This window comes from Streptomyces sp. 2-1 (assembly GCF_048564895.1).
GTDB classification, from domain to species: Bacteria; Actinomycetota; Actinomycetes; order Streptomycetales; family Streptomycetaceae; genus Streptomyces; species Streptomyces phaeochromogenes.
The window spans coordinates 5,526,029-5,538,605 of the sequence record NZ_CP183383.1 but is presented as its reverse complement, the minus strand read 5'-3'; the positions used below and the strand labels follow the sequence as shown (position 1 = coordinate 5,538,605).

Annotated in this window: 10 protein-coding genes; 6 read left to right on the top strand and 4 right to left on the bottom strand. The window is 72.5% G+C overall.

Going from position 1 to position 12,577, the window contains the following annotated elements; all coding sequences use genetic code 11:
* Positions 1 to 47 precede the first annotated feature (47 nt).
* Positions 48 to 2,141 (top strand): TerD family protein, encoded by a 2,094-nt coding sequence (locus ACN20J_RS24325; protein ID WP_190230912.1) that lies wholly within the window; start codon positions 48 to 50, stop codon positions 2,139 to 2,141.
* A gap of 18 nt (positions 2,142 to 2,159) precedes the next feature.
* Here the strand turns inward: ACN20J_RS24325 and ACN20J_RS24320 are convergent, their stop codons facing one another.
* From ACN20J_RS24320 to ACN20J_RS24310, 3 genes are all read right to left on the bottom strand, one after another.
* Positions 2,160 to 4,007, bottom strand: coding sequence for a SpoIIE family protein phosphatase (locus tag ACN20J_RS24320; protein ID WP_419666788.1), 1,848 nt, complete (start codon positions 4,005 to 4,007; stop codon positions 2,160 to 2,162).
* A 191-nt stretch (positions 4,008 to 4,198) separates the two neighbouring features.
* Positions 4,199 to 6,010, bottom strand: coding sequence for a transglycosylase domain-containing protein (locus tag ACN20J_RS24315; protein ID WP_419666787.1), 1,812 nt, complete (start codon positions 6,008 to 6,010; stop codon positions 4,199 to 4,201).
* A complete protein-coding gene (locus ACN20J_RS24310; protein ID WP_419666786.1) occupies positions 6,010 to 7,077 on the bottom strand; it encodes a sigma factor-like helix-turn-helix DNA-binding protein in 1,068 nt (355 codons plus the stop codon). Before ACN20J_RS24310 ends, ACN20J_RS24315 begins: the two co-directional genes overlap by 1 nt.
* A gap of 287 nt (positions 7,078 to 7,364) precedes the next feature.
* On the opposite strand from ACN20J_RS24310, the gene ACN20J_RS24305 reads away from it, so the two are divergent.
* The 3 genes from ACN20J_RS24305 (at position 7,365) to ACN20J_RS24295 (ending at position 10,101) form a co-directional block, all read left to right on the top strand.
* On the top strand, positions 7,365 to 7,874 hold the full coding sequence (locus tag ACN20J_RS24305; RefSeq protein ID WP_189841394.1) for a SigE family RNA polymerase sigma factor: 510 nt from the start codon (positions 7,365 to 7,367) through the stop codon (positions 7,872 to 7,874).
* Complete coding sequence (locus tag ACN20J_RS24300; RefSeq protein WP_419666785.1) at positions 7,864 to 8,772, top strand: L,D-transpeptidase; 909 nt, start codon at positions 7,864 to 7,866, stop codon at positions 8,770 to 8,772. The genes ACN20J_RS24305 and ACN20J_RS24300 overlap by 11 nt, the downstream gene beginning before the upstream one ends.
* Before the next feature lie 198 nt (positions 8,773 to 8,970).
* Positions 8,971 to 10,101, top strand: a complete 1,131-nt coding sequence (locus ACN20J_RS24295) for a HoxN/HupN/NixA family nickel/cobalt transporter (protein WP_190230717.1) — start codon at positions 8,971 to 8,973, stop codon at positions 10,099 to 10,101.
* On the opposite strand, the gene ACN20J_RS24290 is transcribed toward ACN20J_RS24295, so the two are convergent.
* Positions 10,095 to 10,520 carry a luciferase family protein gene (locus ACN20J_RS24290; RefSeq protein WP_189841391.1) on the bottom strand — a complete coding sequence of 142 codons (426 nt, stop codon included), beginning with the start codon at positions 10,518 to 10,520 and terminating at the stop codon, positions 10,095 to 10,097. The genes ACN20J_RS24295 and ACN20J_RS24290 overlap by 7 nt on opposite strands.
* A 259-nt stretch (positions 10,521 to 10,779) precedes the next feature.
* Between ACN20J_RS24290 and ACN20J_RS24285 the strand changes: the two genes are divergently transcribed.
* Both ACN20J_RS24285 and ACN20J_RS24280 read left to right on the top strand, forming a co-directional pair.
* Positions 10,780 to 11,184 (top strand): YybH family protein, encoded by a 405-nt coding sequence (locus ACN20J_RS24285; RefSeq protein WP_361888730.1) that lies wholly within the window; start codon positions 10,780 to 10,782, stop codon positions 11,182 to 11,184.
* Between the two features lie 192 nt (positions 11,185 to 11,376).
* Entirely contained in the window at positions 11,377 to 12,567 is a 1,191-nt protein-coding gene (locus tag ACN20J_RS24280) for a PP2C family protein-serine/threonine phosphatase (protein ID WP_419668945.1), read from the top strand.
* Positions 12,568 to 12,577: the final 10 nt, after the last annotated feature.

Here is a 12,577-nt window from a genome sequence, read left to right as displayed (position 1 = left end):
CGGGTAGTACCTGTGCGGCGGTGCATTTGGGGGGCCTCGTGCACGAGATGGTCAAGGGTGCCAATGTCGGCCTGGCGGCGTTGAGCGAAGACGTGGGCTCGGTGATGGTGAGCCTGGGCTGGAGCAGTCCGACGGGTGAGGGCGACGCGGACGTGTCCGTGCTGTTGCTGACGGCGGACGGCAAGGTCCGCAGTGACGCTGACTTCTACTTCTACAACAACCCCGTGGCGGCCGACGGGTCCGTGCAGTTGCTGGGCAAGACGCCCACCTCCGACGGCAACGAGGACCGCATCACCTTCGATCTGACCGCGATCCCGGCGGACGTCGAGCAGGTCGTCGTGGCGGCGAGCCGCTACAACGGAGGCCGGTTCGGGGATCTGGACGACGTACGGGTGACCCTGGCCGACGGCTCGGGCGAGGGGCTGCTGAGGTTCTCCATCGAGGACGCCGGTGCGGTCGGCGCGCTGCTCTTCGGCGAGCTCTACCGGCGGGCCGGCGACTGGAAGTTCCGCGCCATCGGGCAGGGATACGAGTCCGGTCTCGCGGGCCTCGCCCAGGACTATGGCGTCGATGTCGACGACGATGCGGAGGAGGCGGAGGCGGCCGAAGAGACCGGGGCTGCCGTCGCCGAGGACGTCCCGCCGGAGGAGATCCCCGCGGAGGCGGCGGCCGAGCCCGTCGCGACGGAAGCGGGGCCCGAGGCCGCGACCGCGGTCGAGGTCCAGGCCGTGGGGACGGCGGTGCCGTTGGCCGCCGTGCCAGCCCCAAGTCCCGTTCCTGTGGTGGAACAGATCGTGACCGAGTCCGTCGAGGCACCGGCCAAGTCGGTCCCCCGGCCCCGTACGGCGAAGAAGAAGGTCACGCTGCCCAAGGTGGCCAAGAAGTCGCTCGCTGAGAACGACTCCTGGCGGGCCGCCCGGCTCTTCCCGGTCTCCGCTCTCAAGAGCGACCGGGACAGGGAGACCCGGGCGACCTCCGTGCTGCTGTCGGTGATGGCGCAGGTGCCGGAGTTCGGCAGGCGGCTCACCGCCGGTTTCGGGGCGCCCGCCGGGCGGATGGAGATGTTCACCGAGGTATCGCTGCCCAACGGCGACTCCCCGCGGCGGCCGGACGGCGTGATCCGGGTCGAGCGGGCGGGCAAGCTGTGGACGGCGCTGGTCGAGACGAAGACCAACGGCAACGCCCTCAAGCCGGACCAGGTGCAGGCGTACACCGAGATCGCCGCCCGCCGCGGCTACGAGGCCGTGATCACCCTCTCCAACGACGTGGAGCTGGACGGCAGTCCGCTGGTCGACGTGAAGACGGACGGCCGGCGTAAGCACAAGGTGGCGCTGCGGCACCTGTCGTGGGCCGACGTCGCCCACCAGGCCCAGATGCTGATCCGCCACGAAGGCGTCGGCAACGCGGCGCACGCCTGGCTGCTCCAGGAACTCCTGCACTACCTCCAGCACGAGAACTCCGGCTGCCACGGCTTCCAGAACATGGGCCCGGCCTGGGTGCCCGTGCGCAACGGGATCGACGACGAAACCCTCTGCCAGGGCGATCGACGTGCTGTGGAGGTCGTCGAGAGCTGGGAACGGCTCGTACGGCAGGTGTGTCTGCGCCTGGGCGGCGAACTCGGGCAGAAGGTGCTTCCCGTGCAGCGGGCGAAGCGCGGCACCGACCCCCGCGTCCGCCGCGCGGCCCTCGCCGACCAGCTCTGTCTGGCCGGCCGCCTGGACTCCGAACTCCGTATCGAGGGCACGCCCGGCATCCTCGCGCTCTCCGCGGACCTGCGGACGGGCAAGCTGCGGACGTCCATCGAGATCGCCGTGCCCGAGCAGGGCTACCCCCTCACCTGGGCCAAGCGGCTCATCCGGCAACTCTCCGACGCACCGGCCGACTTGCATGTCGAGACCCTGCTCGACGGGCATGTGGGCGGCCCGCGCGGCACGTTGGAGCGGCTGCGCCCGGAACCGGGCGACATCCTCCCCAAGAACAACGCCGAGATCACCGGCTTCCGGCTGTCCCTCTTCCGGAGCATGGGCAACACCCGGGGCTCTGCCGAGTCCGGGTTCATCCGCAGTGTCGACGAGGCCGTGGACCGCTTCCACGACCACGTGGTCGTGCACCTGGACCGACCTGGCTCAACGCGCCGCTGAACCCGGCCCCTTCCCGGCTCAACGCGCTGCCGAACCCGGCCCCTTCGTCCACCCCGGAGGTAACCACCCCAGGCGGTCCGGTTCCTGTGGGGTGGGCTTTGTGCGGGCCAGGAGGATGGCTACGTCGTCTTCCGAGGCGGTGGGGTCGAGGTGGGTGATGACGGTGTCCAGGAGGGTGGGGAGGGGGTCGGTCGGGGTGATGGGGAGGGTGGCGAGGGTGTGGAGGCCTGTTTCGATGTCGCGGTCGCGGCGTTCGACCAGGCCGTCGGTGCACAGGAGGAGGACGGAGCCCGGGGGGAGGGGGACCGTGGTGGCCGCGAAGGAGCCGAGGCCTACGCCCAGGGGTGGGGCGACGGGGAGGCTGAGGAGGGTGCGGGTGCCGTCGGGGGTGACGAGGAGTGGGGGGATGTGGCCCGCGTTGGAGAAGGTGGCGCGTTCCCGGCGGGGGTCGAGGAGAGCGAGCAGGCAGGTCGCCACCCGGTCCAACTCCAGGGTCAGCGCGGTGCGTTCGGCCTGGAGGAGGATGAAGTCGGGGCTGCTGCCCTGGATCGCGAGGGTGCGGAGGACCGAGCGGTACTCGCTCATCGCTGCCGCCGCTCGGACTCCGTGGCCCATGACGTCGCCCACCACCAGCAGCGTGCGGTCGTGGGGGAGCGCGAGTGTGTCGAACCAGTCGCCGCCCACCTCCGCCCCCGAGCCCGCCGGAAGGTAGCGGCCCAGGGTTTCGACGCCGGGGCCCGTGACCGTGGGCGCGTTCAGGAAGGCGCGCTGCATCTCCAGGGCCGTCTCGTGTTCACGTGTGTAGCGGACCGCGTGGGCGATGCCGGTGGCGGCCCGGTCGGTGAGGTCCCCCAGCAACTCGGTGTCCGTGTCCGTCAGTTGGGGCGATTCGCCGGAGCGGAACACCATCACCGCGCCCACCAGCTCCTCGTGGACCGCGAGCGGGAGGTAGATCCCCGAGTGCGCGCCCATCCGCAGGAGGTGCTCCTTGCGTTCGGGCGACGGCGAGAACTGGCGCATCGCCTCGTCGTCGGGGTGGCTGAGCACCAGCGGTCGCCGGTCGGCCAGGACATGGGCCATCGGGGAGCCCGCCCGGTGCACCACGAACTCGTCGAGTCGGCCGAGCGGGGACGACACCTCCGCCAGGTCCGGGGTGGTGGCCAGCGCGATGCGGCGCAGGCGCAGCGGGTAGTTCTCCGACGGCACCCGGGGCGTGCCCTCCGGGTCGACCACGTCCACCGCCGCGTAGTCCGCGAACCGCGGGACCAGCAGGTCGGCGAGCGCCTGGCAGGCCTGGCGGAGGTCGAGTGTCGCGCCGGTGGTGCGGTTCGCCTCGTCGAGCAGGGCCATCCGGTTGCCGGCCCGTACGAGGTGCTCGCGGCCCCGCAGCGCGTCGGTGACCTCCAGGACGACGGCCGCCACCCCGAGGATCTCGCCGGACGACGTCGACAGCCGGTGGTACGCGCCCAGCCACCACCGGTTGTCGCCCGTCCCGTCGGCCGGGGTCTGCCCGCCCACCGTGACGATCTGCGGCTCTCCCGTGCGCAGAACCTGTTCGAGGAGCTGCTCCGACGATTCCAGGTCCGGCAGGAGGTCCGGCAGCCGGCGGCCGATGTGGTCGGTGGCAGGGATGCCGTTGAGGAGGGCCAGCGCGTCGTTGATGTACAGGTAGCGCAGGCTCCGGTCCAGGACGGCGATCCCGGCCGGGCAGCCGTCGAGGATCCGCCGGGCCAGGGTCAGTTCCGCCAGCAGCCGCTCCGCGTGCTCCCCCACCCCTTCGGCGCGGTCCACCGCGTTCGCGATCGCCGCCAGTTCCTCCTGGGTGAGCAGGATGCGCGGGGTGGGCTGGACCTGGTCACCGGGCACCCTCCCACGGCACCACGCCGTCGCCCCGCCCACCAACGGGCGGGCCCGTCCGGGTGACGCCGGGACCGGGACCGGGACCGGGAGCGAGGCCGAGTCCGAGTCCGAGTCCGAGTTTGAGTTCGAGGCCGAGCTCTCGCCCGTGCCTTCGCCTGTCCCCTTGCCCTCGCCCGCCCCCTTGCCCTCGGTCCCGGCTACGGCCCGGCCTTGGCCCCGGCTCCGGCCCTGGCTTCGGCATCGGCCCCGGCTTCGGCCCCCGGCAAGGCCTCCGCCGCCGGCCCCTCCGTCCCGGGCGAACCCGCCAGCCGCCACACCTCCCCCGCCTGCAGCGCCGCGTGCTCCGCGGGCGGGTACTCGCCGGTCAGCCCCGCGACCCGGACCGGCTTGCCCCCGCGCTCGGCGAACAGGGCGACGGTGAGGGCGAGCCGCGGTGAGTACACGCTCTGCCACACCGTCCGCGCCCCCGGCCCGCTGCCCGCGCCCGCCGCATGGCTGGTCACCGGCAGGAACGCGGCCCCGACCCCCGTCGCGACCGGCTTGACCGCGGTGCCCAAAGCGCCCGGAGAGTCCGGAGAGCCCGGAGAGTCCGGACCGAGCGAACCGTGCATCAGCTCGGTGACCACCGCGGCCTCCTTCTCACCCATCGCGGTACGCATCTTCGGGCGCGCGGTGTGCACCGTACGACCCCCACGGGTGATCTTCGTGACCGTGTACGGGGTCGCGTACTCACCCCCGGCGGCCACGGTCGCGTACGCGGAGTTCAGGCGCATCGGCGTCGGAGCCGCCTCCTTCGGCAGGCCGGTCAGCGGCTCGCCCAGCCGGATGCCCGCGTACGTGAACGGCTCGGTGGCCGTGCCCGCCTCGACCGCCCCGTCGACGGCGTCGTTGAACGGCTGGTGCGCGTAGTCCGCGCCGCCGTACAGCACACGGACCGCGCCGTCACCGGGCACGGTCGCGACGACCGCGGTGTGCAGCCGCACCCCCTTCGCGTCCTTGGGCGTACGGTCACGGACCAGCTCCGCCGTCTCGTCCTGGAGGCCGAGGTCGAAGGTGGTGTGCACCTTGTAGCCGCCGCGCGCCAACTGGTCCTCGGTGATGCCGAGCCGGTCGGCGGCCTCGGCGGACGCCGCGTCGATCAGGTACTGGCGCCCGCCGTCCGTGTCGCCCGGCGGATAGAAGCGGAACGCCGGGAAGCGGGCGGCCGTCCGCTCGCGGGCGCTGATCGCGCCCGAGTCCGCCATGGCGTCCAGCACCCAGGCCCAGCGGCGCTCCAGCGTCCCGGTCACCTTCGCGTCGGCGCCGGCCCGTTCGTAGTACGAGGGGAGGTTGACGATCCCGGCGAGGGCGGCGCCCTGGGAGACCGTCAGGTCCTTCGCGCCCACGCCGAAGTAGTTCCGCGCCGCCGATTCGACACCGGCCGCGCCTCGGCCGAAGTACACCGTGTTGAGGTAGCCCTCCAGGATGTCGTCCTTGGAGTGCGTGCGGTCGAGCTTCACGGCGATCAGCGCCTCGCGCGCCTTGCGGCCCAGCGACTGCTCCGGGGTCAGCAGGGCGTTCTTCACGTACTGCTGCGTGATCGTGGAGCCGCCCTGTCGCTCGCCGCCCGTCACGGTCGCGATCGCCGCCCGCAGGATGGCGGTCGGGGCGACCCCCGAGTCCGTACGGAAGGAGCGGTTCTCCGCGGCGATCACGGCCTCCTGGACGTGCCGGGGCACCTGCTTGAGGGAGATGTCCTGGCGGTCGACCGGCCCGCGCCGGCCCAGGTACTCGCCCTCCGCGTCCACGAAGACCGTGCTCTGGCTGACCGTCTCCGGGTGCGGGTCGGGGATCCCGGTCATGCGGTACGCGACGACGAGCCCGGCGCAGGCCGTGAGGAACAGGACGAGCAGAGCGGCCAGGACGCGCCGCAGACGGCGGGTGCGGGTGCGGCGGAGGTAGGTCCGCAGGGTGCGGAGGCGGGTCCGCAGGGGGCGCGGGGTGCGCAGGGCGCGCCGGCGGGTGGTCATCAGGAGGTGCCCGTCTGTGCGAGGAGCTTGCCGGCGGAGTCGTACGCCTTCACGGTGATCTCGCTCAACCAGCCCTTGCCGTCCGGGAGTCGGGTGTCCGCGTACCAGACGGACCAGCCGGGGCTGCCCGCCAGGGTGAGGATCGTGGCCCTGAACGTGCCTTCGGGCGTGGTGAGTTCGACGCGGGACGGTTCGCGGACGCCCTGGAGGACGCCGGAGTGGAAGAGGCGTGTCCCCGAGACGGAGTCGGAGTCCAGGGTGATGGCGGTGCCCGCTCCCTTGCCTGCCGGCCGGAACCGGTTCGGCGCCTTCGGCGTCGACCAGTGCTTGCCGTCCTTGGTGAGCCAGACCTCGGCACCGGGCGCGGCGGCAACCCGCTCACCGGCGGTCACGACCCGAACCGCCGTCCTGGCGACGGGAGTTGTGTCCCCACCGCCGCCGGAGCCGGTGCCGCGCACGGCCCCCAGTGCCAGCGGCACGAGCAGCAGGGCGCAGACGGTGGTGAGCACGGCCGTCGTACGGCGGCGGTTCCGCCGACGGGTGCGGCCCGCCTCCTCGACGGCCGGGAGAACGGCGGCCGGGATGCCGGGGTGTGGAACGGGGCCGGGCGTGACTTGGCTTCTGGCGCCGTACGCAGGGTGGGCGCGCAGGGCCTTCAGCGCCCGGCGGGCGTGCGCCTTGACCGCCCCCGGCGAGGAGTTGAGCAGCGCGGCGATCTCGCGATGGGACATGCCGTCCCAGTGGTGCAGGACGGCGACGGCCCGGCGGCGGGGCGGGAGAGCCGCCAACACCTCGGTGAGCGGGTCGAGTCGACCGGCCGCGTACGGCTCCGGGGCACGCCGGGTGCCGATGAACGGCCGGGTACGGCTCCGCAGAAAGCCCCGTACCAGAGCCCGCCGGACGTAGAACTCCGCGTCGTCGCGCGGAGTTCTGCGCCGCGCGTACACCTCCGCCAGCGCCGCTCTCGCGAGTCTCTCCGCGCCGGCGGAGTTCCCCGTGAGCAGCCGGGCAGTACGTGTCAGCCGGGGCCAGTACTCCCCGGCACGGGCGGTGAATTCGTCGTCCATGGTCAGTCGAGCGCGCTGTCCGCGCGCCACTCCCTCCGGCTCAGCCCTGCGTGGTGCTTGTGCTTCGATGTACGCGGCGCCCGTAACCTCCGTGCCTTCTGAGACGTCTGTGACGTACGGGACCTGTACGCACCGGGGAGGCCACCGGGTTGCACAGCCATCCGAAGACAGCGGCGAAGGCAGTGGCGAGGACAACGGCGAGGACAGCGGCGAGAACAACTGAGACGACTGCGACGACAGCCGCGACGACAGCGGCGACGAAAACGGCAGGGGGCGGGGCGGGGGGTATGACCGAGGAGGAGTTCGACGGGTTCTACGCCGCGGCGTTCCCCCGGCTGACCGGACAGCTCTACGCCTTCACCGGGGACCACGGCGAGGCGCAGGACGTCGTCCAGGAGGCGTTCGTCCGCGCCTGGGACCGGCGGCGGGAGTTCCTCGCCGAGGGGGCGCCCGAGGCATGGGTCCGTACGGTCGCGATGCGGCTCGCCGTGAGCCGGTGGCGGCGGGCCAGGCGCTGGCTGGAACTGGTCCGCCGCAATCCGCCGCCCGAGCACACACCCGGTCCCGGGCCCGAACGGACCGCGCTCGTCGGGGCGTTGAAGGAACTGCCGGAAGCGCAGCGCATGGCTGTCGTTCTGCACCATCTGTGCGACTTGAGTGTCGAGCAGGTAGCCTCCGAGACCGGTGCGCCCGTGGGGACGGTCAAGGCCCGGCTGTCCCGTGGCCGGGCGGCGCTGGCGCGGCGGCTCGGCGAGGCCGACGAACTGGGTGAGAGGGAGGACGACCGTGTCCGATGAGCTCACGCCCGGCACCACGCACGGCTTCGACGGCCTCGACTCCGGCCCCGCCTTCGGTCCCCGCTCCGGTCCTCACTCCCGTCCGCGCTCCGGTCCCGACCTCGGTTCCGATCTCGGTTTCGGTGGCACCGAACTGGCCACCGCGCTGCGCGAGTTGGCCCACGACCACGAGACGCCCGTACCGGTTCCGGGCACGGAGATCCGCCGTCGCGCGGGGCGCCGCCGACGCAGGCGGCAGGTCTCCTTCGCCGCGGCCGGTGCCACGGCAGCCGGGGCCCTCGCGCTGGTCCTGACCGTGGCCCTCACCGGCGGGCGGGACGCCGGAGCGACACCGCCCGCCGCGAGTTACACCGCGCGTACTCCCCCGGCCACCGCCGAGGGCGAGGCCAGTCCGGTGGCCGTCGCCGCAACCGTCGATCTCGGCCGGCGTGAGATGTCCGTCGAGGGGCGGACCCTGCCGATCTCCTCCGGGTCGCTCAAGACACCGACGCCGACCGGCCTGATGACGGTCACCGCCAAGTACCGGGCGGCGACGGTGCCCGGCGACTCCGCGGGCTGGAACGGGTACGACGTCAAGGGGACCTGGGTGATGAGGCTCCGCACCCCCGACGACCGTACGAACTACCTCCTCGCCCTCACCTGGGACGAGAAGGCGCCCGGCAACTACGACCGCACCGGCGGTGTGATCGGCCTGCGGCGCGACGACGCGATGTGGCTGTACGAGGCGCTGAAGCCGGGATCGGTGGTGGAGGTGGTGGGCGCGGCCCCGGCGGAGATGTCCGAAGGGACGGGTACGGGTGCGGGTGCGGGTGCGGATCCGGGGGCTGTGGCGACGACACCGACGGGGGCGGGCGCCTTGGAGGCGACCCCGAGCGTGCGCGGCGGCATGGCGCCCTGACGCATGCGGTCCTGAGACCCGCGGTCTTGAGGCATGCGGTCCTCGCACGAGGTCCCGGGGCCCGCGGGCTTTCCCTGTTGCCGGTCGTTTGCGGGGCAAGACCTGGCCCGCCCTTTACTGCGCATTAGTTGCAGGTGCGGTGGCCCCGCGGTGAGGGTGGGGAGGCAGCTCCACCGGACGTAAGGCAAGGCGAACCCCATGACCACCCTCTCCTCCTGGCGTGCCTCCCTGAACCGGGAGGAGTGGGTCCGGGTCGGCGGGATGGCCGCCTTCATCGTGGCGCTGCACGTCATCGGCTGGTTCACCCTCGTCGTGATCGTGGCGCCCGAGCACTACAGCGTCGGTACGAAGTCCTTCGGGATCGGCATCGGCGTCACCGCGTACACGCTGGGCATGCGGCACGCCTTCGACGCGGACCACATCGCCGCGATCGACAACACCACCCGCAAGCTGATGGCCGAGGGGCAGCGCCCGCTGTCGGTCGGCTTCTGGTTCTCGCTCGGCCACTCCAGCGTGGTGTTCGCGCTCGCGTTCCTGCTGTCGCTGGGCGTGAAGGCGGTCGCCGGGCCGGTGCGGGACGACGGCTCCACGCTCCACAGCGTCACGGGGCTCATCGGCACGACGGTCTCCGGGGTCTTCCTGTACGTCATCGCCGCCGTCAACCTCGTCGTCCTCGCCGGGATCTGGAAGGTCTTCCGGCGGATGCGGCACGGCCACTTCGACGAGGCGGCGCTGGAGGACCAGCTCAACAACCGCGGATTCATGAACCGGCTGCTGGGCCGCGTCACGAAGTCGATCACCAGGCCGTGGCAGATGTACCCGCTGGGGCTGCTGTTCGGGCTCGGCTTCGACACCGCCACGGAGGTCGCGCTGCTGGTCCTCGCCGGCTCCGGGGCCGCCTCCGGCCTGCCGTGGTACGCGATCCTGTGCCTGCCCGTGCTGTTCGCGGCGGGCATGTCGCTGCTCGACACGATCGACGGCTCGTTCATGAACTTCGCGTACGGCTGGGCGTTCTCCAAGCCCGTACGGAAGGTCTACTACAACCTCACCGTCACGGGTCTGTCGGTCGCGGTCGCGCTCCTCATCGGGACCGTGGAACTCCTCGGGCTGCTCGCCGAACGGTTCTCCCTGCACGGCGTGTTCTGGGACAGGGTGGCCGGAATCGACCTGAACGTCGTCGGGTTCGTGATCGTGGGGCTCTTTGTCGCCACCTGGGCGCTCGCGCTGGTGGTGTGGCGGGTCGGCCGCATCGAGGAGAAGTGGACGGCGGGGCTGCGCGCACCGACGGAACAGCCGGCCGGGCAAGAGGCCCTGGCTACCGGTCAGTGAGCGTGCGGCATGAGGCGGTCCACCATGCGGCGGGCCGCTCCCGGGCGTGGTCCGGGGACCACCGGTGGCCGCTCCCAGTCGCACGGTGGTGACGGACGGCGGGGCGTGACCGCGCCGTGCTCCTTCAGCGCGACGCTCACGAGGCCCAGCAGGAGCTGGACGTCGGCGTCGCAGTCGAGGAGCACGGTGATCCAGGAGGCGCCGGGGCGGACCCTGATCGCGCTGGCGTGCCCGAGCTGGGGGAGCAGGCGCTCGACAGCCGTGCGCGTGAGGTAGAGGTCGGCGGAGTCGTCGGAGTGGAAGTGGACGATCTCGTGTCCCGCCGTAGCGAAGGCTTGCCCAACGGCGCACCGGGGCGGGCCACTTACCAGGTTCGGCCAGGTCTCCAGGAGAGCCATGGCGCGATGGGCCGCGGTCATAACCCCATACTTGCGCACGCTTCACCTGAAGGACCACCCCCAGCCACTTGCGACTACTCCCCCCGCACGCCCGGTCACCCGATGATCAGGGCCCGGGGTCGAACGGGCCGGGTGCGATGAGTTTCCGGGCACGGGGCAGTCCTCACCGGAGAGGGCGCCCGCAGAACGGCGGGCGGCGGGCCGCGGAGAAACGGTCCGCGGGGAAACAGTCCGCAGAGAAGGCGGCCACGATCGAGGAAGCCGCCAGAAGGAGGCCGCCATGAAGGACGACCAAGCGCTGATCCGGGAGCTGATCGAGCGGTGGGCCGCGGCGGTGCACGCCGGCGACCTGGACACGGTCCTGGCCGACCACGCCGAGGACATCGTGATGTTCGACGTACCGCCCCCGCAGGACGGCGTCCGTGGCCTGGACGCGTACCGCGCGACCTGGCCGCCGTTCTTCGAGTGGCAGGCCAAGGGGGCCTGCTTCGACATCGTCTCCCTGGACGTCACCGCGGGCGCGGACGTCGCCTTCGCGCACGCCCTGCTGCGCTGCGGCACCCCGGAGGAGCTCGCCGCCGCGCCCGGCACCCGCCTGCGCCTCACCCTCGGCCTGCGCAAGGAGAACGGCCGCTGGACCGTGGCGCACGAGCACCACTCGTTCCCGCTCGGGGACGAGCAGTAGGGCAGGGCCGGAACCGGGGCCGCCGTCCCGGTGAGCCCCGCCGCCGCGCGCCAGCGGCCGACTCGTCCAGAAAGCTGGTGGTATGGCTGCCTGGGGTGCGTCGACGGGCGTACCGACGTACGGGTACGGGTACAGCGCGGCGGAGGTGGGTTGGTGGAGTGGCCTGGTGAGGGGGTGCCGGCACCGGTCGGGATGGTCGAGGAGGCCGTCGAGTCGATCGGGACCACCCTCGACGAGCGGACCACCTGCGCCGAACTGGTCGAGTTCCTGGGGCGGCACGGCTGTGAGGCCGTCGCCGTGGACCTGCTGGGCGAGGACGTGCCGGCGACGCGGCCCGCGAGCGATCCGGCGCTGACCCGGGCCGCGACGGTGGGGCCCAGGGAACTGCTCGAGGCCCACGACGGGGAGCCGTCCCTGACCGTACGGGCCCTGGACGAGGGGCACCCGATCACCACGACGGACGACGTGTCGGGCGGTGTGCCCCGCCGCTCGATCTCGGTGCCGATGCTCGCGCACGGCCGCCTGTACGGGGTGCTGCTGGCGGTCCGCACCGGCCGCCCCTTCGCCGACCACGAGACCGCCGCGATGCACTACGCGGTCCGCCTCGCCGCCGTCCACATCGGGCACGCCCGCCGTCACACCGCCGTCCACAGCACCGCGATGAAGCTCCAGCGCGCCCTCCTCGCCGAGCCCGGCCGCCCGCATCCGAACCTCGACCTCGCCACCCGCTATCTGCCCGTCGGCGGCGGCACCCTCGTCGGCGGCGACTGGTTCGAGACCGTACGGCTGCACTACGGCCGCACCCTGCTGGTCATGGGCGACGTCATGGGGCACGGCCTGGACGCCGCGGTCGACATGAACGCGTACCGCTCGATGCTCCGGTACGTCGCCTCCGCCGATCTGCCCCCGCACCGCGTGCTGCGCCAGCTCGACGCCGCGGTCTCCGAGGACGGCACGCGTCGGCCCGCCACCTGTCTGCTCGCCCGTATCGACCCGGCCCGCGGGACGGTCGCGCTCGCCGGCGCGGGCCATCTGCCTCCGGCCGTGTTCGCGGGTGACGGCACCGGAACCCTGATCGACGTGCCGGTGGGACCCCCGCTGGGCACCGGCGTCGGCGGCTACGAACTGGGCAACCATGAACTCGCCCCGGACGAGACCCTGTTGATGTTCACGGACGGTCTGGTCGAGCGGCGCGAGGAGGACATCGACGCCTCCCTGGCCCGGCTGGCCGCACTGCGGCTGCGCCCGGACGCCGACATCGAATCCTTCCTGGAACAGGTCCTCGACCGCCTCGACACCCACCGAGCCCAGGACGACGTCGCGGTCCTGGCCGCGCGGATCCGCCCCAAGGGAGCACGACAGCGCCCGGATCCGGATCGCTGAGCAGGACGCT

What these genes read in the sequence shown, in the direction of transcription:
- ACN20J_RS24325 (WP_190230912.1), top strand. Translation starts at nt 48, where the DNA reads ATGGTCAAGGGTGCCAATGTCGGCCTGGCGGCGTTGAGCGAAGACGTG.
- ACN20J_RS24315 (WP_419666787.1), bottom strand. Translation starts at nt 6,010, where the DNA reads ATGACCACCCGCCGGCGCGCCCTGCGCACCCCGCGCCCCCTGCGGACC.
- ACN20J_RS24310 (WP_419666786.1), bottom strand. Translation starts at nt 7,077, where the DNA reads ATGGACGACGAATTCACCGCCCGTGCCGGGGAGTACTGGCCCCGGCTG.
- ACN20J_RS24305 (WP_189841394.1), top strand. Translation starts at nt 7,365, where the DNA reads ATGACCGAGGAGGAGTTCGACGGGTTCTACGCCGCGGCGTTCCCCCGG.
- ACN20J_RS24295 (WP_190230717.1), top strand. Translation starts at nt 8,971, where the DNA reads ATGACCACCCTCTCCTCCTGGCGTGCCTCCCTGAACCGGGAGGAGTGG.
- ACN20J_RS24290 (WP_189841391.1), bottom strand. Translation starts at nt 10,520, where the DNA reads ATGACCGCGGCCCATCGCGCCATGGCTCTCCTGGAGACCTGGCCGAAC.
- ACN20J_RS24285 (WP_361888730.1), top strand. Translation starts at nt 10,780, where the DNA reads ATGAAGGACGACCAAGCGCTGATCCGGGAGCTGATCGAGCGGTGGGCC.
- ACN20J_RS24280 (WP_419668945.1), top strand. Translation starts at nt 11,377, where the DNA reads ATGGTCGAGGAGGCCGTCGAGTCGATCGGGACCACCCTCGACGAGCGG.